This is a genomic window from Geoglobus acetivorans (genome assembly GCF_000789255.1).
GTDB lineage: Archaea > Halobacteriota > Archaeoglobi > Archaeoglobales > Archaeoglobaceae > Geoglobus > Geoglobus acetivorans_B.
The window spans coordinates 778,690-802,503 of sequence record NZ_CP009552.1 but is presented as its reverse complement, the minus strand read 5'-3'; the positions used below and the strand labels follow the sequence as shown (position 1 = coordinate 802,503).

At 46.2% G+C, this 23,814-nt stretch carries 27 protein-coding genes; 18 read left to right on the top strand and 9 right to left on the bottom strand.

Annotation, left to right across the window (positions count from 1 at the left end):
• The first annotated feature begins 36 nt into the window (after positions 1-36).
• Genes GACE_RS04715 through GACE_RS04705 form a run of 3 tightly spaced genes read left to right on the top strand, consistent with a single transcriptional unit; the run spans position 37 to position 2,534 of the window.
• Positions 37-867, top strand: a complete 831-nt coding sequence (locus GACE_RS04715) for an RAD55 family ATPase (RefSeq protein WP_048091601.1) — start codon at positions 37-39, stop codon at positions 865-867.
• On the top strand, positions 848-1,204 hold the full coding sequence (locus tag GACE_RS04710) for a hypothetical protein (RefSeq protein WP_048091599.1): 357 nt from the start codon (positions 848-850) through the stop codon (positions 1,202-1,204). Before GACE_RS04715 ends, GACE_RS04710 begins: the two co-directional genes overlap by 20 nt.
• Complete coding sequence (locus GACE_RS04705) at positions 1,194-2,534, top strand: hypothetical protein (protein ID WP_048091598.1); 1,341 nt, start codon at positions 1,194-1,196, stop codon at positions 2,532-2,534. The genes GACE_RS04710 and GACE_RS04705 overlap by 11 nt, the downstream gene beginning before the upstream one ends.
• On the opposite strand, the gene GACE_RS04700 is transcribed toward GACE_RS04705, so the two are convergent.
• Positions 2,523-3,287, bottom strand: a complete 765-nt coding sequence (locus GACE_RS04700) for a UbiA family prenyltransferase (RefSeq protein WP_318249314.1) — start codon at positions 3,285-3,287, stop codon at positions 2,523-2,525. The two genes, GACE_RS04705 and GACE_RS04700, sit on opposite strands and share 12 nt — an antisense overlap.
• Between GACE_RS04700 and GACE_RS11895 the strand changes: the two genes are divergently transcribed.
• Entirely contained in the window at positions 3,247-3,492 is a 246-nt protein-coding gene (locus tag GACE_RS11895; protein ID WP_318249326.1) for a hypothetical protein, read from the top strand. The two genes, GACE_RS04700 and GACE_RS11895, sit on opposite strands and share 41 nt — an antisense overlap.
• A gap of 183 nt (positions 3,493-3,675) precedes the next feature.
• Positions 3,676-4,248 carry a DUF502 domain-containing protein gene (locus tag GACE_RS04695; RefSeq protein ID WP_048091596.1) on the top strand — a complete coding sequence of 191 codons (573 nt, stop codon included), beginning with the start codon at positions 3,676-3,678 and terminating at the stop codon, positions 4,246-4,248.
• On the opposite strand, the gene GACE_RS04690 is transcribed toward GACE_RS04695, so the two are convergent.
• The 3 genes from GACE_RS04690 to GACE_RS04680 are packed head-to-tail and all read right to left on the bottom strand — an operon-like array spanning position 4,249 to position 5,579.
• Positions 4,249-4,560: a transcription factor S gene (locus GACE_RS04690; RefSeq protein ID WP_048091595.1), complete on the bottom strand. Its 312-nt coding sequence runs from the start codon at positions 4,558-4,560 to the stop codon at positions 4,249-4,251.
• Complete coding sequence (locus tag GACE_RS04685; RefSeq protein WP_048091594.1) at positions 4,538-4,951, bottom strand: NUDIX domain-containing protein; 414 nt, start codon at positions 4,949-4,951, stop codon at positions 4,538-4,540. The genes GACE_RS04690 and GACE_RS04685 overlap by 23 nt, the downstream gene beginning before the upstream one ends.
• Positions 4,926-5,579: a PHP domain-containing protein gene (locus GACE_RS04680; protein ID WP_048091592.1), complete on the bottom strand. Its 654-nt coding sequence runs from the start codon at positions 5,577-5,579 to the stop codon at positions 4,926-4,928. The genes GACE_RS04685 and GACE_RS04680 overlap by 26 nt, the downstream gene beginning before the upstream one ends.
• 40 nt (positions 5,580-5,619) lie before the next feature.
• On the opposite strand from GACE_RS04680, the gene artA reads away from it, so the two are divergent.
• The 9 genes from artA to GACE_RS04635 are packed head-to-tail and all read left to right on the top strand — an operon-like array spanning position 5,620 to position 15,312.
• Positions 5,620-6,375 carry an archaeosortase A gene (gene artA, locus GACE_RS04675; protein ID WP_048091591.1) on the top strand — a complete coding sequence of 252 codons (756 nt, stop codon included), beginning with the start codon at positions 5,620-5,622 and terminating at the stop codon, positions 6,373-6,375.
• Positions 6,351-6,917: a phosphatidylserine decarboxylase gene (locus GACE_RS04670; protein WP_048091590.1), complete on the top strand. Its 567-nt coding sequence runs from the start codon at positions 6,351-6,353 to the stop codon at positions 6,915-6,917. Before artA ends, GACE_RS04670 begins: the two co-directional genes overlap by 25 nt.
• Positions 6,914-7,489, top strand: coding sequence for a CDP-alcohol phosphatidyltransferase family protein (locus GACE_RS04665; protein WP_048091589.1), 576 nt, complete (start codon positions 6,914-6,916; stop codon positions 7,487-7,489). Before GACE_RS04670 ends, GACE_RS04665 begins: the two co-directional genes overlap by 4 nt.
• A gap of 20 nt (positions 7,490-7,509) precedes the next feature.
• Complete coding sequence (gene leuS, locus GACE_RS04660; protein ID WP_048091587.1) at positions 7,510-10,302, top strand: leucine--tRNA ligase; 2,793 nt, start codon at positions 7,510-7,512, stop codon at positions 10,300-10,302.
• A 30-nt stretch (positions 10,303-10,332) separates the two neighbouring features.
• Positions 10,333-11,595: an NfeD family protein gene (locus tag GACE_RS04655; protein ID WP_048091585.1), complete on the top strand. Its 1,263-nt coding sequence runs from the start codon at positions 10,333-10,335 to the stop codon at positions 11,593-11,595.
• Positions 11,592-11,831 (top strand): DUF357 domain-containing protein, encoded by a 240-nt coding sequence (locus tag GACE_RS04650; RefSeq protein ID WP_048091583.1) that lies wholly within the window; start codon positions 11,592-11,594, stop codon positions 11,829-11,831. The genes GACE_RS04655 and GACE_RS04650 overlap by 4 nt, the downstream gene beginning before the upstream one ends.
• On the top strand, positions 11,818-13,056 hold the full coding sequence (locus GACE_RS04645; RefSeq protein ID WP_048091581.1) for a Glu/Leu/Phe/Val family dehydrogenase: 1,239 nt from the start codon (positions 11,818-11,820) through the stop codon (positions 13,054-13,056). Before GACE_RS04650 ends, GACE_RS04645 begins: the two co-directional genes overlap by 14 nt.
• A 38-nt stretch (positions 13,057-13,094) precedes the next feature.
• Entirely contained in the window at positions 13,095-14,147 is a 1,053-nt protein-coding gene (locus tag GACE_RS04640) for a M50 family metallopeptidase (RefSeq protein WP_048091579.1), read from the top strand.
• A complete protein-coding gene (locus tag GACE_RS04635) occupies positions 14,140-15,312 on the top strand; it encodes a TraB/GumN family protein (RefSeq protein WP_048091577.1) in 1,173 nt (390 codons plus the stop codon). The genes GACE_RS04640 and GACE_RS04635 overlap by 8 nt, the downstream gene beginning before the upstream one ends.
• Here the strand turns inward: GACE_RS04635 and yciH are convergent.
• Positions 15,302-15,610, bottom strand: a complete 309-nt coding sequence (gene yciH / locus GACE_RS04630) for a stress response translation initiation inhibitor YciH (RefSeq protein ID WP_048091575.1) — start codon at positions 15,608-15,610, stop codon at positions 15,302-15,304. The two genes, GACE_RS04635 and yciH, sit on opposite strands and share 11 nt — an antisense overlap.
• Before the next feature lie 111 nt (positions 15,611-15,721).
• On the opposite strand from yciH, the gene GACE_RS04625 reads away from it, so the two are divergent.
• Both GACE_RS04625 and GACE_RS04620 read left to right on the top strand, forming a co-directional pair.
• Positions 15,722-16,510 (top strand): DUF63 family protein, encoded by a 789-nt coding sequence (locus tag GACE_RS04625; RefSeq protein WP_048091573.1) that lies wholly within the window; start codon positions 15,722-15,724, stop codon positions 16,508-16,510.
• A 4-nt stretch (positions 16,511-16,514) separates the two neighbouring features.
• Positions 16,515-17,069, top strand: a complete 555-nt coding sequence (locus tag GACE_RS04620; RefSeq protein WP_052400223.1) for a stage II sporulation protein M — start codon at positions 16,515-16,517, stop codon at positions 17,067-17,069.
• Between the two features lie 44 nt (positions 17,070-17,113).
• Here the strand turns inward: GACE_RS04620 and hsp20 are convergent, their stop codons facing one another.
• From hsp20 to GACE_RS04605, 3 genes are read right to left on the bottom strand one after another with little or no spacing between them, the layout of a single operon-like run.
• Positions 17,114-17,647 (bottom strand): archaeal heat shock protein Hsp20, encoded by a 534-nt coding sequence (gene hsp20, locus GACE_RS04615; RefSeq protein WP_048091571.1) that lies wholly within the window; start codon positions 17,645-17,647, stop codon positions 17,114-17,116.
• 28 nt (positions 17,648-17,675) lie between these two features.
• The gene (locus GACE_RS04610) at positions 17,676-20,051 is read right to left on the bottom strand and encodes a CDC48 family AAA ATPase (protein WP_048091569.1); all 2,376 of its coding nucleotides are present in this window, start codon (positions 20,049-20,051) and stop codon (positions 17,676-17,678) included.
• The gene (locus tag GACE_RS04605; protein WP_048091567.1) at positions 20,044-20,733 is read right to left on the bottom strand and encodes an ArsR family transcriptional regulator; all 690 of its coding nucleotides are present in this window, start codon (positions 20,731-20,733) and stop codon (positions 20,044-20,046) included. The genes GACE_RS04610 and GACE_RS04605 overlap by 8 nt, the downstream gene beginning before the upstream one ends.
• A gap of 96 nt (positions 20,734-20,829) precedes the next feature.
• Here GACE_RS04605 and GACE_RS04600 point away from each other — a divergent pair, with 96 nt between their 5' ends.
• Together GACE_RS04600 and GACE_RS04595 are read left to right on the top strand one after the other, a co-directional pair.
• On the top strand, positions 20,830-21,735 hold the full coding sequence (locus GACE_RS04600; protein ID WP_048090395.1) for an IS481 family transposase: 906 nt from the start codon (positions 20,830-20,832) through the stop codon (positions 21,733-21,735).
• Between the two features lie 79 nt (positions 21,736-21,814).
• On the top strand, positions 21,815-23,155 hold the full coding sequence (locus GACE_RS04595) for a RuvB-like helicase (protein ID WP_048093663.1): 1,341 nt from the start codon (positions 21,815-21,817) through the stop codon (positions 23,153-23,155).
• Here the strand turns inward: GACE_RS04595 and npdG are convergent, their stop codons facing one another.
• Positions 23,156-23,812 carry an NADPH-dependent F420 reductase gene (gene npdG / locus GACE_RS04590; RefSeq protein ID WP_048091565.1) on the bottom strand — a complete coding sequence of 219 codons (657 nt, stop codon included), beginning with the start codon at positions 23,810-23,812 and terminating at the stop codon, positions 23,156-23,158.
• Between the last annotated feature and the right edge of the window lie 2 nt (positions 23,813-23,814).

Here is a 23,814-nt window from a genome sequence, read left to right as displayed (position 1 = left end):
AAAATTTAAATAGGAATATGCCTTCTTCTTGTTATAATGAGGATAAAGACGGGGATTATAGGTTTCGATACCATAATCGGAGGTGGCTACAGACCCAACACTGTAAATATTGTGGTAGGCGCATCCGGAACTGGAAAAACCATATTTTCCCTTCAGTTTCTGCTTAAAGGTATCGAAAATGGTGAGAAAGGGATTTACGTTTCTTTTGATATGGATGGGAAGGCCATCATGGTTCTGGCTGAGTCTCTTGGATGGTATGAGCTGGTGAAGGCCATCGAGGATGGTACACTGCTCGTTACCAGAAGTCATGCCGACTCGATTTCATATCTCAACGAAGATATTATAGGTTATATAGAGAACAATTCGGATGGTAATGCCAGGATTGTTATTGATTCGTTCACTCCGCTCATCTCATCGCTGGATTTTACAGTCAGGAAGGACATTAACTGGTTCTTTGATCAGCTCAGGGCAAGCGGAACGTCCATAGTAACCGTCGAAGAGCCTTTCACATCAACACTCAGCAAGCCCGATGTGGCCCTGCCCATTTTCCTTGGAGATTCTGCGGTGTATCTCAAGAATATTGGATACGGCGAGGCTTTCAGCAGGACAATACAGGTCATAAAACACCGTGCATCCTGGCATGCCGATGGCGTGTTTCCCTACAGGATATTCCCCGGACTTGGCATTGTGGTTGAAAGCGACATCGATGAATACAGGGGTGCTGAAGATGTTGAAGCGACTATTAAGGATTCAAGGGTCGATGATAGCCTTAGAGAGCGGCTCAGGTTCATGATTGACAGAAATGTGCCTGTAACAAAGTCTCTCATAGAAAGGGTGCTGAGGATCTATGAGTCAGAGAGTAAGTAAGCTGATAAAAGAGCTGTCAAACGACCCCTCAGTGAAGGGTGTCATTCTTTACAGGGTGGATGGCACCCCTATCTATGCCGAAATCAAGGATGAACGGGCTGTGCTGATTCATCTTTACTTCCTCGAGAAACACATCAAATCTCTTCTCGATTACATCTTTAACCGTAAACTTGAGGACGTTTCAATAAAAGTCGGTAATATAAAAATTCTTCTTCTTCCTGTAACCAGAACTCTGGTTCTGAGCATTTTGTTTCTGCCCATAGCCGAGTACAGACTTGAAATCGAAGCCAAAAGAGTAATAAACTCTCTAAAACCAATTTTACTGAATGAAATATAGCGTACTGTCCTCATCCTCAAAGGACGTGAAATCAATAATTGCGGATATCGAGCACAAGCTCAAAAAAGTCGATTTTAGCCCGAATCTCAGTGTGGTGATTATCACTCAGTCTCTGTTTGAAAACAGGAACGAGCTGATAGATTTTCTGAAAAAACTGCTGGTTTTCAACAGCATTATTTTCTTCGTGGATGGTTTCGGGACGAATGAGGGCATATTCATGCATGGGATTGCCATTGTTCTGCTTGAAATTGACCACGACATCTATGTTACGGGCAGGGGAAACCTGGAAAAGGAGCTTGAAAAAATTGCCGGTAAAATTAAAGGCCATGACGTTGCCCTTGCAATCTATCCCGCCCTTTACTTCCCCGGAAAGATGGCTCTGTTCAAGGGTTTTCTGAGGGACCGGCTTTACTGGTTCAGATACAGGAGATGCAAGGATGAGGGTAGAAAGAGAAGGATTTTGAAGGCCTACTCGAACTGGGTTCAGAAAGAGAGGCTGTTCATACCCGTAAACAAGGTGCTGAGAATCCTTGGCAAATCTGGCATCCCTGTGGGCTCGATCAATCTCGTACCCCTTGAGGTTCACGAAGAAACGCCGCTGATTCTGTATAACTTCAGGCCCATTGGGCAGAATGTTCTCGTTCTCGCCATAAAGGATGCGGAACTTCACTTCAAGGACATATTTCCGGAGAGAGGCAACAGTGTTGAAGAAACCAGGAAGATACTCAGCAGTTTCTTCGCCCTGAAGGACGAGGTTAGGGTGATTAAGGAAGGCAACGTGATTGGGGAGATAAACGGGATGCCGGTTAAGGATTATATAAGGGAGAAACTGGGGTTTGAAATAACTCAAGAAGAATTTATTGAAAGAGTGGAAGGGGGCAATTTTTCAGGCATATCTCCATATGGACTTGCCTTGATCAGTAGAAAAACGTTTGGAACATCCGTTATTGGGTTGACAGGATATCCTCTAAACTTTTATCCATATTTTCTAGATTTGGATGTTTTTGAAGATAGTGGTTTAATTCTTGGAGAAATTTTTGTGGAATCACCAGAGGAATTTGTGTTTTTTGACAGTATTGTTGGCAATAATGCCTGTTTCAGGATTTTCTTTGTGGATTCAACGACACTCCTTGCTTACAGAGGAGATACATATAGGATGTATGATTTCTTGTGCGACACCTGTAAAGGAGATTGGCTATTAATTTTTACATCTGCGTCATCTGCCAAAATGATTAAGGATTACAATTCGAAAAAGTTTCTTTCCGAGATTGATGGAGGAATATGCTATTTCAGCTCTGGAACTTCGCTCATGGTTGAGTTAAAGGAGTAGCAGCGTTTTGCCTGCCAGATACGCAATTATCAGAACCAGAGAAAGCAAGCCAGAGTAAGTAATCATTGTGAAATATTTCACCGTATCTCTCGCAATTCTCCACCCGCTGCGATGAAACTTATAGATGCCATAGATTACCCCAATTACTGGTATGAAGGGTAAGATAGACATCTCTTCTTTGAAAACAAAAGTACCAATTATGAAATATACCAGAAGCAAAAATGAGTATGTTTTAACGAGTGACTCCGGACTGAATACTGTTCCAAGAGTTTTCAGTCCGACCTTTTTGTCAGACGAGATATCTTTAAGGTCCTTGATGAATAGGGAGGAGATAAGTAATGGTGTCAGCACTGTTGCAAGTTTAATGGCGTCGATTGTTAAGGAGGATGTAACTGAGTAGAGCATTAGAATGTATGCAGGTATTGTGATCATATATACGATAATTTCGCCAATGTAATGGCGTTTCAGTCTGAGTTTGGTGATCATTGTGTCAGAATAGATGAACGTCATTGTTAAAACAAGCATGTATGCAATCAACCCATGTATCTTCGCATTAATGTACACGAAAGCAAGGGATAGGATATATAGTGCGAGAATGGAGAACACAGTATACTTCCTTATTGGTTCAATTGTGAATGGGGTGTCTCGGCCAGAAATAGCATCATCTTCGGCATCGTTTATATGGTTCCAAAGATTTATTGCTGGATAGAGCATGAATGTCAGCAGTATAGGCTTTAATATTTCTGAAATCACACCTTGGCTGGCGTACAGGCCAACAATAACAGGTATAATAGGAATGGGAAATATAATATTTCGGGGTTTGGCCGAATATTCAAGCACTTTTAAAAACATTCTCGCTTCATGTCAGGAAGTGCAGCTTCATCCCCTTGAACACTTCCTCAACTTCCTTCTCCCTTCTCTCGACCTTCTTTTCCATATCTTTTCACCTCCAGAATAATCATGATAGTATAAAATATTTATATTTTTCTGAAATTATAATTTTCATTATAATCATGGAATTGAATTTATCTGGCTTTATCATCACGGCATGCCATATAATAACGTAGTGGTACTGATTATAATTGTAATAATCTGAGAACGACTGCGGAAAAGTTATACACTATCCAGAATGTATGGGGCTATGGAAAGGTTGAAGAGGATGTTCATAACCGGTGTTGTGATATTTCTTCCTCTGGCAGCAACTTTTCTGATAATCTACTGGGCGGTTGGCTTTGTCGAGGATTTTCTGAAGCCTTTTGCGTCAAAAAGCCCCTATTACTTTCCGGGGATGAGTCTCATCATTCTCGCCTTGGTGATCCTTGGCCTCGGTTTCGTCGGTACGAGGACCTTTGGCCAGAGAGCGATTGATGTGTTTGAAGGCTGGATAAAGAAGATCCCCCTTATCAGAACGATCTACGTTGGAACAAAGGAGGCACTCAGAACGCTATTGCAGTCAGACATAGAGAGGCTGAAGGGCGTGGTACTTGTGGAATATCCGAGGAAGGGGATGTATGCTCTCGGATTCACTTCCGGAACGAAGATATCTCAGGCCTGCGAGAACACGGGAAAAAAGCTCGTGAATGTATTTGTTCCAACGTCTCCAAATCCGACCTCGGGTTTTGTGATACTCGTTCCCGAAGAGGAACTTATCTATCTGGACATGAGCGTCGAGGACGCAATGAAGGTAATAATATCTGGAGGGTTCAGCCAGTAGTCAGTCGTACTCCCTCCAGGTTTTTCCGCATTTTGTACACCTGAAAAACCTCACTTCGCTTTCATCTGCTGCTCTCAGCTGTCTAAGCCACCAGTAAGCTTCTCTATGTCCGCACGCAGGACATATTGCATTTGTTGTTGGCAGGGTTTTGACGTTCTCTCCTTCTATAACCGGTATCTCGTCCTCCTTCCTTTTCGCAACCGTAACGAGGTTAATGCTGTCATCTGCTTCCTTCTCATAGCCACATTTTCTGCAAACTGCCTTGTCTCCCTGATATATCATTATGCTTTTACATTTCGGACAGAATTCCACTGATCATCACCTCAGCATCACCAATCATTTTTGAATGGTCAAATGCAAGTTCAGGAAGTTCATTCAATTTAAATATCTTTACCTCTCTCGCATCGCTTCCTGCTTTCAACACACCTCCCACGACCCTGGCCAGAAAACAGATGCTGACAAAGTGCCCCCTCGGGTCCCTCTGCGGATTGGAATACACGCCCACGAGTTTTTCAATTACAACGTCAAGGCCGGTCTCCTCCTTTACCTCTCTGATTACCGCATTCTCAACGCTTTCTCCGTATTCCACGATCCCACCAGGTAGAGCATAGCAGCCCTTGAATGGTTCGTTTTTTCTTTTTACAAGCACTATTCCATTGCCGTATGGTATTATTGCATCAACCGTCAATGTTATGCATCTCATCCAGAATAAATCTGCCATTTTTCAGAAAAATCTTTGCCATCCTTTTCGCGCGGTTAATGTCTCCAACTCTCGAGACCGTGTGGGCATCACTTCCGAAAGAGTATGTGATATTTCTGCCGAGGCAGAGTTTCAGAGTTTCCTCGGGTGGTGCGCTGTGGTGTGAATTCAGTTCAAGGGCTTTTCCCGTCTCTTCCAGCAGATCAAGTATCTCAAGATCGTATTCCTCAACTCTTCCATCAAGAGAGAATATGCTGGAGTGAAGATGGCCGAGGATGTGGAAATCATGTTCTTCTACAGCTCTCTTCAGTCTCCTGTACATCTCCTTTTGAGGTAAAATCGTGTGGATTGACGCTATTACAAGCTCAAAATCGTGTTTTGGCAGGATTATCTTTCCGTCTTCCAGAATGCCACATTCTATTCCGTCAAGAATTCTGATTCCGTATTTTGATTCTGCCTGTTCTATCTCGACCTTCCTTTTTCTTGCTTTTCTTTCATTCAATCCCTTCGGATGCTCCACGGAGTGGTCGACAATGGCGATTATCTTTAAATTCCTTTCCTTTGCTTTCCGCGCAATCTCATCGATGCCTGCGGTGCCATCCGAGTATATGCTGTGTATGTGAAGGTCCACATCCGAATGACTTAAATTCAGTAAATAAATTTTCCCGGTTATGTTTGAATTCCTGTCGCTGGCATTCATGGCAATATTCATTTTTACGAGAAACAGGCTAATGGGTTTTCTTGGATGGCATTTCTTCGGGCTTTCCTGGCTCTTTAAAGTCCCCCACTACCTCGAGATCTCGGACTACTTCAACACCGGCGTTATGGTTCTTGCATTTCTGACTTTCACGTTTCTCGGTCTGACGATCTTCAGAACCGATCGGCTTGAGGTTTTCCTTTCTGCAACATCCGTGGCGCTCATATCGTCCTTCGTTTACTTTTCTTTCTCTCTGACACCCCTCAAAGCGATCCTGATAGAGCATACCCGGGACACGACGGTCTGGCTTGCCCGAAATCTGGGGTTTGAATTCACACCATTTGGCTACAACCTCATCGAGTACATGGGCAAATATGTTGAAATAATTCTGGCGTGCACCGGTATCGAGAGCATGGCGCTTTTTGCAGGCATTGCAATATCCACAAGTGCCGAACTGAAACGAAGGCTATACGCATTCATGGCTTCAGTTCCTGTAATATATGTTCTCAACCTTCTCAGAAACGTCTTCATAGTTGCGGCATTTGGTGGAGAATGGTTTGGGCCGGAGAGTTTTTACATTGCACACCACATAATATCCAAGGTTCTCGCAACAATAGCTTTAATTGTTATCTCGCTAACAGTATTCAGATTCCTTCCAGAATTTGCGGACATGATTTTCAATCTCAAGGACGAGGTCGTGAGAGCATGGAGCCGGCAGGAAAGAGAGTAGTTGCAGCACTGCTTCTCATCACTCCTCTGTGCTATCTGCTGAACCCCTACCTTGCTGCAGCTCCACTTTTTTTCATAGCGTTCACGCTTTTCTTTTTCAGAGACCCGGATAGAGAGATTCAGGAGGGTGTGGTTTCACCTGCAGATGGGAGGGTTGTGGTCATTGATGGCAGGAGAATTGAGATTTTCATGAGTCTTTTCGACAGCCATGTCAACCTCTCACCATGGGATGGAGTTGTGAAAAAAATCGAATACAGGCCGGGAAGGTTTAAACCAGCTTTTTTAAAAGTGTCAGAGAATGAAATGAACAGAATAGTAATTTCAAGTGATGAGGGCGTTTTTACAGTGGAACAGATAGCCGGTGTGTTTGCGAGAAGGATATTGTGCTATGTTGGTGAAGGTGATGCCATCGAAAAGGGCCAGAAGCTTGGCATGATCGTATTTGGCTCAAGAGTGGCTCTGGAGATTCCCGAAGGCTTCAGGTTTGTGGTGGAAAAGGGACAGAAGATAAAGGCGGGTCAGACTGTGGCGGTGATGGAATGAAGCGCCATCTTGACTTTGCAGACTATTTTTCCTTTTCGAATGTCGTTGCTGGCTTTCTTGCGATAATCCTCAATGACATGCGTTTCATATTCATCGCCGCACTTATGGACGGTTTTGATGGGTACTTCGCAAGAAAAGGTTATTCGGGTAAGTACGGCAAGTTTGTCGATTCGCTGGCTGATTTCGTATCGTTTGGACTTGCAACGGCGTTTTTCATACCCTATTTCTCGCTGCCGTATCTGCTTGCTGGAATGTACAGGCTCGCAAGGTTCACGGCCGAGGACACTGAAGACTTCACAGGGTTCCCAATAACCTCATCCTCTCTGGCGGTGATAACCTCAGCCATCATTTTTGGAGAGTTTACTGCAGGCTTTTTCAGCATCATCCTTTCGTTTTTCATGATAAGCAACATAATCTACAAGAAGGTTCGGAACACCGCCCTGCTGTCGATGACGGCCATAATTCTGGTCCTGTCCGTTTTTTACACCCCTGCAGTGTATGTTCTCTTCGTTTTGAATCTTCTTTATTTGATCTCACCGCCTTTCTATGATAAAATGGGTAAATATTTTTAATCAGGAATCATTTTTTGGACATGGACTTTCACGGGATTGAGGAGAAATGGCAGAGAGCGTGGGAGGAAGGAAGGGCGTTTCAGCCCGAAATGTCTGATAGGAGAAAGTTCTTCATAACCATTCCGTATCCTTACCTCAATGGAAATTTGCATGCCGGGCATACGAGAACATTCACCATAGGTGATGCCGTTGCGAGATACAAGAGGATGCTGGGATACAATGTCCTCTTTCCGATGGGCTTTCATGTAACCGGCACACCTATAATCGGTCTGGCGGAGCTTATAGCGAAAAGGAACGAGAGGACGGTTGAAGTTTACACCAAGTATCATGATGTTCCTTTTGAGGAACTTGTTCAGCTAACAACCCCCGAAAAAATCGTTGAATATTTCTCGAAAGAGGCAGAGAAGGCGCTGAAGATCATTGGATATTCAATAGACTGGAGGAGAAAGTTCACGACAATGGATGAAACCTATCAGAAATTCATAGAGTGGCAGTACTGGAAGCTGAAGGAGAAGGGGCTCATTGTGAAGGGGTCGCACCCGGTGAGGTACTGTCCCAATGACGACAACCCGGTTGAGGATCATGACCTCCTGGCCGGAGAGGATGCCACAATTGTCGAATTCACGGTAATAAAGTTCAGGATTGGTGATCTTATTCTGCCGGCCGCAACCCTGAGGCCTGAGACGGTGTTTGGGGTTACAAACCTCTGGCTCAAGCCATCCACGTACGCTGTGGTGGAGGTTAACGGCGAAAAGTGGGTTGTGAGCAGGGAGGCTTATGAGAAACTCAGGTTCACTGACAAGGACGTTAGATTTCTGGAGGATATTGAAGCTTCCAAGCTCTTTGGAAAATATGCCGTAAACCCCGTTACCGGTACCGAGGTCCCGGTGCTTCCTGCCGAATTTGTTGATCCCGATAACGCCACCGGAGTTGTCATGAGCGTTCCTGCTCACGCTCCATTTGACTATGTTGCGCTTAAGGACCTCGAAAAAAGCGATCTTCTTGAAAAATACGGAATTTCGAAGGATATTCTGAAGGATATCAGACCCATCGTGTTAATAGAAATTGATGGTGAGGACTTCGAAATTCCCGCAAAGGATGTTGTTGAGGAACTTGGCGTTGAAAGCCAGAATGATGCGGAACTCTTGGAAAAGGCCACGAAGACCGTTTACAAGAAGGAATTCCACAAGGGCGTGATGCTCGAAAACACTGGCAGGTATGCCGGGCTCAAAGTCTCCATCGCAAAGGACAGGGTTCATGAAGACCTGGTAAATTCGGGCAACGGGGATGTTTTCTTTGAGTTCAGTGAAAAACCCGTCATCTGCAGATGCGGGACCAAGTGTGTTGTGAAGGTTGTGAGGGATCAGTGGTTCCTGAACTATTCCAACCCGGAATGGAAGGAGAGGGTTCTTGAATGGCTTGAAGAAATGGCCATAATCCCGGATTACTACAAAGAAGAATTCAGAAATAAAATTGAATGGCTTAAAGACAAGGCCTGTGCGAGAAGAAAGGGTCTCGGAACGAAGATTCCATGGGACAGGGAATGGCTCATCGAAAGCCTTTCAGATTCGACAGTGTACATGGCATATTACATAATAGCCAGGTATATTAATGACGGAACTCTGAAGGCTGAGAATCTCATTCCAGAGTTTTTCGACTACGTTTTCCTCGGAAAAGGGGATGCTGAGGAGGTGGCTGAAAAAACAGGTCTTGATGTCGGTTTCCTCGAGAAGCTGAGGGCTGAATTCGATTACTGGTATCCCGTCGATCTCAGAAGCAGCGGTAAGGACCTTGTGGCCAACCATCTGCTCTTCTTCCTCTTCCATCACATAGCACTCTTCCCGAAAGATTACTGGCCAAGAGCGATAGCCGTAAACGGATTTGTCAGTCTTGAGGGCAGGAAGATGAGCAAGAGCAAAGGCCCCCTGCTGACCCTGAAAAGGGCTGTCAGGGAATTTGGTGCGGATGTTACGAGACTCTACATCCTCCACGCTTCAGAGTATGAGAGTGATGCAGACTGGAAGAGAAAGGAAGTTGAGAACGTCTCAGTCCACCTGAGGAGGTTTTACAGTCTTGCAGAAAAATACTACCTCAAAGAGCCGGGTGAAATTACAGAGCTTGACAGGTGGCTCGTCAGCAAGTTCCAGAAAATAATCAGGGAGACCAGAGAGGCAATGGATGCATTACAGACAAGAAGGGCCATAAACACCGCCTTCTTTGAGGCGATGAACATCGTCAGATGGTACCTTAGAAGGGGTGGGGAAAATCTGGCCATAATCTTTGACGACTGGCTAAAGCTGCTCACGCCTTTCATACCACACCTCTGTGAGGAAATATGGCACTGGAAGCACGATACGTTCATTTCGCTTGAGAGCTATCCAGAATATGACGAAACAAAAGTTGATGACGGAGCTGAAATTGCTGAAGAGTACCTCAAATCTCTCATCGACGACATCAACGAGGTTAAAAAATTCATTGAAAATCCGGAAAGGGTTTACATCGTTTTTGCCGAAGAGTGGAAGAAGAAAGCTGTTGAGACCGCACAGAACGCTGGAAGCATGAAAGATGCGATGAAGGAGCTGATGAAAGATGAAAGGCTCAGGACGATGGCAAAGGAAGTTCAGGCCTTTTTGAAAAGGATATTCAGGGAGGGCTTTGAGCTTGCAAACCTCGACGAAGAAAGAATCGTGAAAAATGCGAAAAGTTTCATCGAACGTGAAACCGGACTCACTGTGGAGTTCGACATTTCGAAGGTTCCCGAGCAGAAGAGGAAGGTTTCAATGCCGGGCAAGCCGGCCATTTATATCGAATAATTTTTTAACTTTTATTTCGTTATCCATTCCATGAAGAAGTGCCTTTACTTTCTTTTGGCTTTGACTCTCCTCACTCAGGTCTCAGGCGCTCAAATTCTCGAGGTCAGAATTGATGGTACCATTAATGAAGGCACCTATCTCACCCTTCAGTCTGCCTTCACCAAGGCCGAGGAGGAAAATTTCGACGCCATACTTGTTTTGATCAACACTCCGGGAGGTCTGGTTTCCTCAACCGAGAAGATAGTATCCCTGATCCTGAACTCTGAGATTCCTGTTCTTGCCTATGTCCCTCCGGGAGCTTTCTGTGCATCTGCTGGCTCACTCATCGCGGTTTCGGCAAACGTTCTCGGAATGTCCAACGGGACTTCCATTGGTGCGGCAACGCCGATATCTATCGGAGTTACAGACCAGAAGGTTGAGCAGAAAACTGTCAATTACCTGGCCAAATATGCGAAGTCCATAGCAGAGAAAAGGGACAGAAACGAGACTGCAATTGAAAAGTTCGTCACAGAAGCTTATACCGCATCAGCAAAAGAGGCTTACGATTACGGCATAATTGATATTCTCGCCGACAGCAGGGACGAGTTCCTTGAGAATGCGGATGGCATGGTGGTTGTGACTGCCAGTGGTGAAAGGGTGCTGAAGCTTTCGGGTGAGGAGATTGTTGTGTTTGAAAAACCTGCAAATGCGAGAATTTATGAGGTGCTGTCGTCTCCAGAGCTTGCATCGATCCTGCTGATCATAGGCATCTACGCTCTTGTCTTCGGACTCACATCCCCTGGAATGGGGGCAGAGATTGTGGGAGTTGTGTCCCTCATACTTGCTCTTTTTGGACTTGGAGTCATAAACATAAATTACCTCGGAGCACTTCTCATTCTGCTGGGAATTGTGCTTTTCGTTGCTGAAATGGTTACACCCACATACGGCGTTCTTGGAGCTGCATCGGTAATCTGCATTGTTCTCGGGATTCTGACTCTATATGAGGAGCCACTGATGCCCAAAGACTTTTACAGGGGCTTTTACATGCTTGCGGGCGGAATAGCCCTCGGTCTCGGTGGTGTGGTCACCTATGCGATGATAAAGATAGTCCAGCTGAAAAATGAGAGAAAGAAGGTGGGTGCCGAGGCTCTGATTGGCGAGAGGGGAGAGGTTCTCAGTTTCTCGAATGGAAAAGGTGTGGCGAGAATTCATGGCGAGCTGTGGAACATAGAGAGCGATGATGTGCTTGAGAGAGGGGATGCAGTTGAGGTAATTGAAAGAGAGGGTCTGAAACTGAGGGTGAAAAAGGCATGAGTCTGGAGGAAGATTTGAAAAAGGAAACGCTCAAATGGCTGGAGAAAATCGAAAACATTGATTTTGAAGGTGATAATCACTTTGTGGAGAACATCAAAGCGTATATTTCCGACTCAAAGTACTTTCTGGAGATAAACGACCTTATAAGGGCTTTTGAATGTGTTGTTTGGGCATGGGCATGGCTTGAAATTGGAAAGGAATACGGGTTTGTGAGGTGGTTGGATGAATCCGTATGAAATGGCCTGTTATCAGCTGGAAAGGGCCGGGGAAATTGCTGGAATTGAAGAGGATATAGTGGAGTATCTGAAATATCCGGACAGGGCTGTGGAGGTAAAAATTCCGGTGAAAATGGACGATGGTTCGCTCAGGGTGTTTACGGGATACAGAGTGCAGCACTGTGGCGTCAGGGGACCGTACAAGGGTGGGATAAGATACCACCCTTCGGTTAATCTGGACGAGGTAAAGGCTCTGGCAATGTGGATGACATGGAAATGCGCCCTCGTCAACATACCGTTCGGTGGTGGAAAGGGCGGAGTCAGAGTGGATCCGAAAAAACTGAGCATCCGGGAGCTTGAGAGACTGACGAGGAGGTACACAACCGCTCTGATTCCATTTGTGGGTCCTAAAAGGGACATTCCTGCTCCGGACGTTTACACGAACGAGCAGGTCATGGCCTGGATAATGGACACCTACAGCAACTTCAAGGGGTATGCTGTCCCCGGTATCGTAACCGGAAAACCGGTTGACCTCGGAGGGTCGTTTGGGAGAAACTCTGCAACGGGAAGGGGTGTTGCAATAATCACAAGGGAATCCGCCAAAGCTATCGGGCTTGAGCTTGAAGGAGCGAGTGTTGCCATTCAGGGGTTCGGAAATGTGGGTTACTGGGCAGCAAAAACCCTGCATGAGATGGGTGCGAAAATCGTTGCGGTATCTGACAGCAGAGGGGGGATTTTTGACGAAAAAGGCTTTGATCCGGACAGGGTGCTTGAACACAAGAAGAAAACCGGCAGTGTTGTGGGCTGTACAGACACGTTCCTCACAAATGAGGAGCTTCTCGAACTGGAGGTGGACATTTTAATTCCTGCCGCGGTGGAGAACGTCATAAATGAGGATAATGTAAAGAACGTCAGGGCCAGAATGATTGTCGAGGGTGCAAACGGACCCGTCTCACCAAAAGCGGAGGAACATCTTGACAACAGGTGTGAGCTTATTGTTCCGGACATTCTTGCGAATGCGGGCGGTGTTGTGGTCAGCTACTTCGAATGGGTGCAGGACCTCGAGAGATACTTCTGGGACATAGAGAAGGTCAATCATGAGCTTGAAAAGATTCTGGTAAAGGCCTTCAACGAACTGCTTTCAATCAAGAGGGAATATGACAGCATACTCTGGAGAGACGCTGCGATGATCGCAGCTCTGAAAAGGGTTGTAGATGCGATAAAGATCAGGGGAATATTTCCCTGAGAATGAAAAATTAATTATCCTCCTGAACCACTTTTTTTATGGCATCGATAAGACTGTTCAGGATATGGGGGATTGACGTCAAGGTCCACTACTCTCTTTTCATAGTCATAGCCTTTCTGGCGTATATTTTCTACATACAGGAGTATCCTTACGGCTTCAGGGGGAGCGAATACTCGGTAATGCTTGCCATTGTGGCAGCGGTATCGCTGTTTCTGGCCGTATTTTTACATGAGCTGGGTCATGCCGTCGTCAGCAAAAGATTTGGCCATAATGTTCGGGAGATCATACTTTTCATATTCGGTGGACTGGCACTCATAGAAAAACCACCGAGAGGTATGAGGGAGGCGATGATCTCCCTTTCAGGGCCAGCAGTCAGTGTATTCATAGCCGTGGTATTTTACTTTCTGTCCGGAAGTTCTCTGGAACCTCTTTCTGAGTTTTCGGCTGTTTTTTACAGGATCAACCTGATTATTGCAATCTTCAACCTGATTCCTGCATTTCCTCTTGATGGTGGCAGGGTCCTGAGGGGATTGCTGTCTGAAAAAATCGGCTATCGGAAGGCAACCTACTTTTCGGCCGAGGCCGGAAAGGCAATAGCAATCTTCATGGGAATTGCGGGACTCGTTTACAATCTGTGGCTCACCTTCATTGCGATATTCATCTATCTCGGTGCGGCAGAGGAACTAAAGTATTCCCGAATGGAGGCCCTGCTGAGCAGATTCAGGGTGAGAGACATAATGACAACCGAGCTGAAGACAGTTTCTCCGGATATGACCGTGAGGGAGTTCATAGAATTTGCCTTCAGAAACAAGCACCTGGGTTACCCTGTTATGGAGTCCGGAAGGCTTGTGGGGATTGTAACTCTCCACGATGTAACCGGAAGAAATCCTGAGGACAGGATTTCGCAGTATATGAACAGGAAGCTCATAACCCTTTTACCTGATGAACCTGCAATGAAAGCTTTCGAGGTCATGAATTCAACGGGTGTTGGCAGAATACCCATTGTTGAGCATGGTGAGCTTGTGGGCATAATTACAAAAACAGACCTGATAAGGTTGATGCAGATACAGGAGGTGCTGAGGCTTGAGTGAAGAAAAAAAGCTTGTCATCGTTGGCACGGCACACGTTTCAAGGAAAAGCGTTGAGGAGGTCGTGAGAACGATTGAGGAAGAAAAGCCCGATGCTGTTGCCGTGGAACTTGATCTGAGAAGGTATAAGGCTCTTGAGGGTGAAAGAGAGGAGATAAATCTTCTCGATGTGATAAAAAGGGGGAACGTATTTCTCCTGCTTTTTCAGCTCGTTTTATCAAATTTCCAGAGGAGGATTGGAAGGGAGACGGGCGTAATGCCCGGGGAGGAGATGCTCTCTGCAATAGAGAAGGCTAAAGAAATCGGTGCCGACGTTCTTCTGATAGACAGGGACCTTGCCGTGACATTTAACAGACTCTGGAGCTCCCTGGGTTTTTTTGAAAAGCTAAAGCTCTTTTTTCACATAGTTAGGGGACTTTTTGAATCCGACGACATTGAGGTGGACGACCTGCTCGAGAAGGATATCCTCGACATGCTGACAGAAGAGTTCAGAAAAATTTCACCCAAAACAGCAGAGGTTCTCATAGATGAGAGGGACGCGTACATGACCCACAATCTTCTGAGAGCGATGCAGAGGTACAGCAAGATCGTGGCTGTGGTGGGGGCTGGCCATAAAAAGGGTATCGAAAAACTTCTTTCGAACCCTCAGGAATTGCCGGATATGGCATCTCTCGTCGAGGTCAGGAGGAAAAGGTTCAGCTCGCTTAAACTCCTGGGCTTTGGCATAACCCTTCTCGTGTTGGGCATAATGTTCACAATCTTTGTGAAGCTCGGCACCTCGGAATTTCTTTCAGCTTTCGCAGTCTGGTTCCTCGCCAATGGAATCCTCTCTGCGATTTTTGCCGGGATTGCCGGTGCCCACCCTCTTTCAATTCTTGTGGCTTTTCTCATGGCATGGCTCACCTCCCTGTCTCCATTCCTGGCAGCAGGCTGGTTTTCGGGTCTGACGGAGTTCATTGTTAGGAAGCCCACACAGCATGATCTCGAGGAAATGCTGAGCGTGGATTCTCTGAGAGCGCTTTACAGAAACAGAGCGTTCAGGGTTCTATTCGTCGCTGCCATGACGAACATAGGAAGCACAATAGGAACGTTTTATGGAATATGGTATTTGTCCACCCACTACGGGGTGGACATAAAAGAGGTAATATTCAGCCTGATCAGGTTTTAATCCTGTCCGGGTTGAATCCTTTCTTTATGAGAAGCTCCTTAACACGACTCACATGGTTCCCCTGAAGTTCTATCGCCCCATTTTTTACCGTCCCGCCACAGGCCAGCTTGGATTTGAGGTACTTCGCAAGCTCGTCAAGGTTTATCTCTGATTTGTCAATGCCCTCTATCACGGTAACCTCTTTCCCGTACCTCCTCTTTGCAACCTTTATTGTTATCTGCTGCTGCTCTTTTGCGACCTCTTCGCAAACGCAGAGATCCTTAGGGAGACCGCAAACATTACATATGTCCAAGCCCATCTTTTTATCTAACCTCCTTTTTGTTTTTGGATTTTTGATATCTACCTAATTTTAACTTTTCGGTGGCCGATGCAGTAGCTTTAAATACATTTTCAGATATGGAGCAGAACAATGGGACTTTACGAGTTTATAAAAAAATACTATATCGACTCGATAGTGTACAAGCAGGGGTACAATCCCGTGAACACCCTGACATTCGCCATACTGCTGATAGTCTCCGTTTATCTCATCTACCGATATCTCAGCCCGAGAGTGAGGTTTGACGTCAGGTTTGCTCTTTACACATTCCCCTATATTCTCCTCGGTTCCTCCACACGGGTTGTTGAGGATGCGGGCTTCGTCAAACCACCGTTTTCATATATTCTCATGACTCCATTCATCTACATTTTGATTTTCTTGATCACGTTTTCGTCGCTGATGATTGCGCTGAGGACGAAATACAGGTACTACCCTCTTCCCGGAGCGGTTCTCTCGCTGTCGGTTCTGGCGTTTCTTCTTCTCAATTTGAGGGTTGAAAACTGGTGGATATTCCCTGCAGCAATCACCATAGCAGGAACGGCTGTTCTGATTTACCACATGTTCTCTGACAGGCTGCATGCAGATACGTTCAGCAAGTTTGTGCTTTTCGGGCAGCTTCTCGATGGAGCATCAAGCTTTCTCGGAATTCAGTACCTTGGATACTGGGAGCTTCATGTCCTTCCCAGGTTCTTCATCGATCTGGCCGGACCCTGGGTTATGATACCTCTCAAGCTCGCGGTAATCGTTCCACTGCTGTACCTCATCGACTCTGAGAGAACAAAGGAGGACGAAAACCTTCTGGGATTCATAAAGTTCGTGGTTTTTACCCTCGGCTTTGCTCCAGGCATCAGAAATGGACTGAGGATGATGTTCGGGGTGTAGAGCCATGAAGACAGGCAGAACAATTCTGATTTCGCTGACATTTGTTTTTTTAATATCCATTGCAATTGGGTATCTCTTTGCTCTGAAATATGAACCGCTCACGAAGAACATGGTGGAAAATCTGTTTTCGGAGTTTGGTTTTGTGGGAAGCCTGAAGCATTATGAGGTATTCGCATTCATATTCCTCAACAACACTCTGAAGGCCTTTTCGGCAATGATGCTGGGAGTGTTTTTGGGCATTGTTCCCCTGCTGTTTGTCATATTCAATGGAATCGTGATTGGAGTTGTGGTCGGATATGTGGGTATGGAGATAGGTCTTCTCAGAACCCTGCTGCTGCTGATACCTCACGGCATACTTGAGATTCCCGCAATCTTGGTCAGCTGCACATACGGCTTCGAAATGGGAATTGCGTTTTACAGGCTGCTTAAAGGAGAGCAGGTCAGACTTGATACCGTGGTTCTGGACCATCTGAAAAAGTTCATTAAAATACCTCTTCCAATGCTGCTCATTGCAGCTCTGATCGAGACATACATCACGCCTGTAGTTGGCGGGCTGTAGGGAGCATAAAAAATAGAGAGAAGCTTTAAAAAATTGCAGGCAGACTATTCGATGTCAATCTTTCGCTTGTTCTCTCTTTTTGGATGTTTCTTCTTCAGTATGACCTCAAGGACTCCGTTGTTGTATCTTGCCCTTGAAGAGTCCGGATCAACCTCGTCTGGCAGGTCAACGATCTCGTAGTATTTCCTGTTTTCTCCCTCTGCCTTGATCTCGAGCTTAGACTCGCTTGCGTTCAGCTCGATGTCTTCCTTGCTGACTCCTGGCATCTCTGCGATAACCTGTATTTCCTCGTCGGTCTCAATAACATCCACGAGTGGTTTCCTCTGATCCAGGTCTTCCTCCTTGATCGTCGGCTTTGTTCCAAATTCCCTGATTTCCGGTTTGCCATCCGGTCCTATTCTGATGCTGAAACCCCTCACTATTGGCTTTCCTTCTGAAAGCTCAGCCGCTCTGAATATCTCGTCGAACTCCTTCATCATTTTCCTGAATATCTCGTCAAATTCTTCAAACGGGAATCTGAAAAAGTCATTGAACCAGTCATCCTCATCCCAGTCCTTTTTCCTCCTTCTCCAGGGCATGTCACTCACCTCCTTTCAAACAAAAAATTTAGGAATACATTTTGTGGAAATCCTTAACTATTTTTTCATACCTTTCGAGGTCATCTTCCGTCAGGCTTGGCCTGACCTTTTCTATGGCCTTCCTGAAGTGATCCATCGTAACCTTAAGCTGTTTGACCGCTTCTTTGATTTCTTCCTCGCTGTACTTCTGCACAACCTCTCTTATCGCCGTAAGGCCTGCCTCTCTGCACACAGCCTCTATGTCAGCACCGCTGTAGCCATCGGTCATCTCTGCAAGTCTGTCAAACGAAACATCGTCTGAGAGAGGCATGTCTCTTGTGTGAACCCTGAAAATCTCTTTCCTCGCCTCTATGTCCGGCGGTGGTATGTATATGTGTCTCTCTATTCTTCCGGGTCTCAGCAGTGCCGGGTCTATCATGTCCGGTCTGTTTGTTGCGGCTATTACGACAACATCTTTCAGCTCCTCGAGACCGTCCAGCTCGGTTAAAAGCTGGCTGACAACTCTCTCTGTCACATGTGAATCCCCTGTGCCTCCACGTCTCGGTGCAAGGCTGTCAATTTCATCGAAGAATATAACACACGGGGCGACCTGTCTTGCCTTTCTGAACATCTCCCTGACGTGTTTCTCGCTCTCTCCCACCCACTTGCTGAGCAGCTCTGGACCCTTCACGCTTATGAAGTTGGCGTTGCTCTCGTTTGCAACAGCCTTTGCGAGGAGAGTTTTTCCTGTGCCTGGCGGTCCGTAAAGCAGTATGCCCCTTGGCGGTTTGATTCCTGCAGTTATGAACAGCTCCGGATACTTCATTGGCCATTCGACAGCCTCTTTAAGCTCCTGCTTTGCCTTCTCAAGCCCACCAATGTCGTCCCATTTAATGTTCGGAACCTCCACCAGAACCTCTCTCATCGCCGAAGGCTCAATGTTCTTGAGTGCCTCTTCAAAGTCCTCAAGTGTAACCCTCAGGCTTTCGAGGACCTCTGCTGGAATCTCCTCTGCCTCAACGTCAATCTCTCCGGTCTCAATCCTCTTTCTCAGGGCGTGCATTGCAGCTTCCTTTGCGAGTGCCGCAAGGTCAGCACCGACGAAACCGTTCGTCTTCTCTGCGAGATAGTCGAACATCACGTCTGTAAGTTTGCTCTTCACCTCGTTCAGCAGCTCCTCATCCTCTCTGAGGACCTTGAGTATGTCCTCCTCATTCTCAGGAGTTTTTTCAACTCTCTCGATCATGCTGTCTATTCTCGCCGAATCGAATCTTCCAAGAGTCTTCAGTTCGTTAAAGGCGCCAATCACGTCCCTCCTTGTGTATCTGGGTTCTATGGGCATGCCTCTCGTGTGTATCTGGAGGATTTCCTTTCTTCCCTCCTTGTCCGGTACGCCGATTTCAATTTCCCTGTCAAACCTTCCGGGCCTTCTCAGAGCAGGATCTACTGCATCCGGCCTGTTTGTTGCACCGATGACAATAACCTGTCCCCTCGTCTCGAGCCCGTCCATCAGCGTAAGGAGCTGGGCAACCACTCTTCTCTCTACCTCACCCGTGACCTCTTCCCTCTTAGGTGCAATGCTGTCGATTTCGTCGATGAATATTATGCTCGGGGCGTTCTCCTTCGCCTCCTCGAATATTTCCCTCAACCTCTGCTCGCTTTCGCCGTAATACTTGCTCATTATTTCCGGTCCGCTGAGTGATATGAAGTGTGCATCAACCTCATTGGCAACAGCTTTTGCCATGAGCGTTTTTCCTGTGCCTGGCGGTCCGTAGAGCAGGACTCCTTTTGGCGGCTCTATGCCGAGTCTCTGGAAAAGCTCCGGGTGTTTAAGTGGCAGTTCGATCATTTCTCTTACCAGTCTCAGCTCCCTCTTCAGGCCACCAATGTCCTCATAGGTGATGTTGGGTACCTGCCTTTTCTCCTCTTCAGCCGGCTTCTCCCTTAGCTCGACCTGTGTTCCTCTGCCAACTATCACTACGCCGGATGGTTTCGTTACTGTTATCACGAAGGTCAGAACGTGTCCGAAGACTTCTACTCTTATCCTCTGCCCCTTTATAACGGGTCTCCCTTCCAGCAGCCTTTTTAAATATGCCTCGCCACCCATCAGTCTTACCGGCTCGGTTGGGGCGAGTGTGATTTTCTCAGCAGGCTTTGCATCCACCCTTCTTATTTTCACCTTGTCATCTATCCCAACGCCAGCATTGCTTCTGATGTTTCCATCAATTCTTATGATCTTCTTGCCCCTATCTTCAGGGTATCCGGGCCAGACTATTGCTGGAACCCTGCTTTTTCCAACAATTTCGATTATGTCACCGCTCTGAAGCTTCAGGTCTGACATCACTTCGGGATCGATTCTCGCTATCCCTCTGCCAACATCCCGGTGGTATGCCTCAGCAACCCTGAGATACACCTCCTCACTCATTTACAACACCTCCAAATGTGGGTATGAACCTGATAACACCATCATCTTCCATTCTCGCGACCAATCCTCTTTTTTCAAGACTGTTCAAGACTGCAATCACCTCTTCATGTGGAATACCAAATATTCTGGATATTTTTTCAGGAGTATCGAGGCCCTTGATCAGGCCATACAGGACAATCTTTTCGAGGTCTTCTGTCAGGGTTTCATCTATTTTGAGTATCATTCTGTCTATCAGCTCGTCTATTCTGTCGGATATGTCTCTCTGAATGTCTCTGAACGCTTTTTCCATTTTCGAAAGTTTTTCGAATAAATCCCGGCTATTCTGGTTGATTGATTGTTCGAACATTTCTCTGAGATCCCTGAACACCTCAGACATGTCGCCACTTCGCTCCACACTTTCAATTTTGAACCTGTGCGGCGACAGTGTTATGCTTATGCTGATCGTCCTGTCTATGTAGTAGTACCTCCTCCTGCCGTCTTCGTAACTTCGAACTATCCCGGCTCTTTCGAGCTTTTCGAGATGTTCCAGAACGACCTTTGGAGCCATTCTGAGGGAGTAGGAAATTTCACTTATGTAGCACGGCTTCTTTGTGAGCAGTTCGAGTATTCTCCTTCTACCCTCATTCGCCAGCAGTTCCAACAGCGCTCCGAGGTCTTTATCGTTACTGTTTCTTACTAACATCTGGTTAGTATTTTTGAGTATCTAATATATAAAGTTTTCTGTATCGGCTCATTTTGTCTTTTCCCGAAATTATTTCCCACTTCAACAAACCCCCATGTGAAACTTGACGAGAAAGCGATAAAATGGATTATCAGAGAGAAAGAGAAGGGTACACCGACAAAGGAGATAGCAGAGATCGAAAACATAACACCAAGAAGAGTAAATCAGATCTACAAGCAATACAAAGATACTGGAGAAATACCAAAGCCAAAGAAACCAGGTAGACCTAAAAAAGAACTATCAGAAGAAGAAATAGAAGCCATAAAAGAAGCCTATGAAGAGTACAGGTGTAATGCAGTAGTTCTCCAAACAATCTTAAAGGAAAGAGGTTACAGAATAAGCAAGAACAAAATACACGAAGTGTTGAGAATGAACGGCTATGCTAAGGAGGAGAAGAACAAGAAAAAGCGTAAAAAGTGGATAAGGTATGAGAGAAAGCACTCTATGGAATTATGGCATGCAGACTGGTTTTTCTATAACGGGAAGTGGATAATTGCTTATCTGGACGATGCTTCCCGTCTGATTACTGGTTACGGAGTATTTGATAAAGCAACATCTGAGAATGCCATAAAAGTGCTAAAAGAAGCCATGGATGATTATGGCAGGCCGGAATCAATCCTGACGGATAGAGGTACTCAGTTCTACGCATCTGCAGGGGAGAAGAAGGCTAAAGGAGTATCTAAATTTGAGAAATTCCTTGCAGAGAATGAAATTAAGCATATTGTGGGTAGGGTGAATCACCCACAAACGAATGGAAAGATAGAGAGGTTCTATGGAACGCTGGAAGCTAAAATCAAGTATTTCGATACAGTAGATGAATTCATGGAGTGGTACAATCACAAAAGACCCCACATGAGTCTCAACTTAGATGAACTGGAGACTCCCTATAAAGCATTTTTGAGAAAGTTGACTCCTGAGAGAATATTGAGTTATTCGTGGAGGTGGTTTGATGGTGGGAAATGATTTTAGGAAACTACACCGCACCGGATGTACAGAAAAATTTATATTGAAACTCATATCCATTGAAAGCCGGGTGATTCTCATGGAGGAGATCAGGGAGATTGCCAAGAAATTTGAGCGATACAGCGCCCATTCACATATCACAGGCCTCGGACTTGACGAGAATCTTGTGGCAAGGGATATTGGAGGTGGACTTGTTGGGCAGAAGAAAGCAAGGGAGGCTGCAGGCATAATCGTGAGGCTGATCAGGGAAGGAAAAATGGCTGGCAGGGGAATACTCATAGCCGGTCCGCCGGGTACGGGTAAAACAGCAATAGCTGTTGCGATAAGCAAGGAGCTGGGGAAGGATATCCCGTTTGTCCAGATTTCTGCAAGCGAATTTTACAGCAGTGAAATGAAGAAGACCGAGGCGCTCCTCCAGACAATGCGTAAGGCAATCGGGGTGAGGATCAGGGAGACGAGGAGAGTGCTTGAAGGTGAAGTTGTGGAGATAAACTACAACATGGTCCCCAACCCCTACAATCCGACCCAGAAGGTTCCGGAGTCTGCAACGATAACCTTGGCAACAAAGAAGGAAAAGAAGACGTTCAGTGTGGGCAGCAGGCTTGCAATGCAGTTCATGTACTCCGGAATCTCTGAAGGTGATGTCATAATAATCGACAGGGAAACCGGAAGGATCTCGAGGGTTGGGAGAAGTAAGGAGTCGAAGAAATACGACATTGATGAATACGATTTCGTGGAAAGGCCTGATGGGTACATAGAGAAGGACAAGGAATACACGTTTGTGGTAACTCTCCATGACCTGGATGAGGCGAGAGCAAGAAGGGGAAGCATATTCAGTCTGTTCAGCTCAGAATCGAGGGAGATAGACAACGAAATCAGGGAGGCTGTTGACCAGCAGGTCAAGGAGTGGATCGAGCAGGGAACTGCGGAACTGATTCCCGGTGTGCTTTTCATCGATGAGACACATCTCATGGATATCGAGCTGTTTGCCTTCATGAACAGGGCAATGGAGAGCGAAATGGCACCCATAATAATTCTCGCGTCCAACAGAGGTTTTGCGAGGATAAGGGGGACGGATGAGGTATCTCCCCACGGAATTCCTCTCGACCTGCTTGACAGGCTCCTGATCATAACAACCGAGCCGTACAGCAGGGATGAGATAAGGCTGATTGTGGAAACAAGAGCGGCAGAGATGGGTCTGCTTGTGGACGACGAAGCGCTCGAAAGGCTGACCGAGATCGGTGAGAAGTACAGTCTCAGGTATGCCATACAGCTTCTCGCCCCGTCAAACGAAATAGCGAAGGTCAGAAACTCCGGAAAAATTGAAGTTCAGGACGTAGATCGGGCAGAAAAGCTGTTTGCTGACGTGTCTAAAAGCTCTGCTTACCTGAAAGAATGGGAGGAGAAACTGCTTCACTGATCAGACAAATCTCACTCCCAGTTCCACTGTTTTATTTTTCTTTGCCAGAGTTATAAGCATGGGGGTCAGTGCCTCAATAACCCGTGAACTGTCGAGACTGCCAGCGTCAAAAGCCCTAAGACCCTTTATGCTCGAGACGATTTCCATTACAACTCTTTTCGCATCATCATCGTCTGAACATACCGCAACATCCCACTCGAATTTCTCTGCAGGATTGGCGAACCTCTTTGCGGGAATGTTGTTGAACGCAACGACAACGCTGCTCTCGGCAAGAATTCTCTGAAGCTTCAGTCCTGCAGAGCCCTCCTCTGGTGGTGCGTATTTGAAAATGCCGTTTTCCACGACCATTGGCACAATGGGCGAGATTACTATCTTCCCTTTCAGCTTGCTTTTGAGTCTTTCCGCCGTCTCAAAGGCATGCTGCCAGGGAATCGTTATGACCGCCACGTCCGCCAGTTCTGCGGCTTCATCGTTCAGCCTGCCCTCTATGTTCCCCTTTCCACCAAGACTTTCAACGAGACTGTTAAAGTGTTCGGCCTTTGACCTTGCCTTCTCTTCACTTCTTGAGCCTATTATAATATCATACCCTGCCAGCTTTAGCCTGAAAGCGAGACCCTCACCTATGTTACCTGTTCCACCAATGAGCGCAACCTTCATTG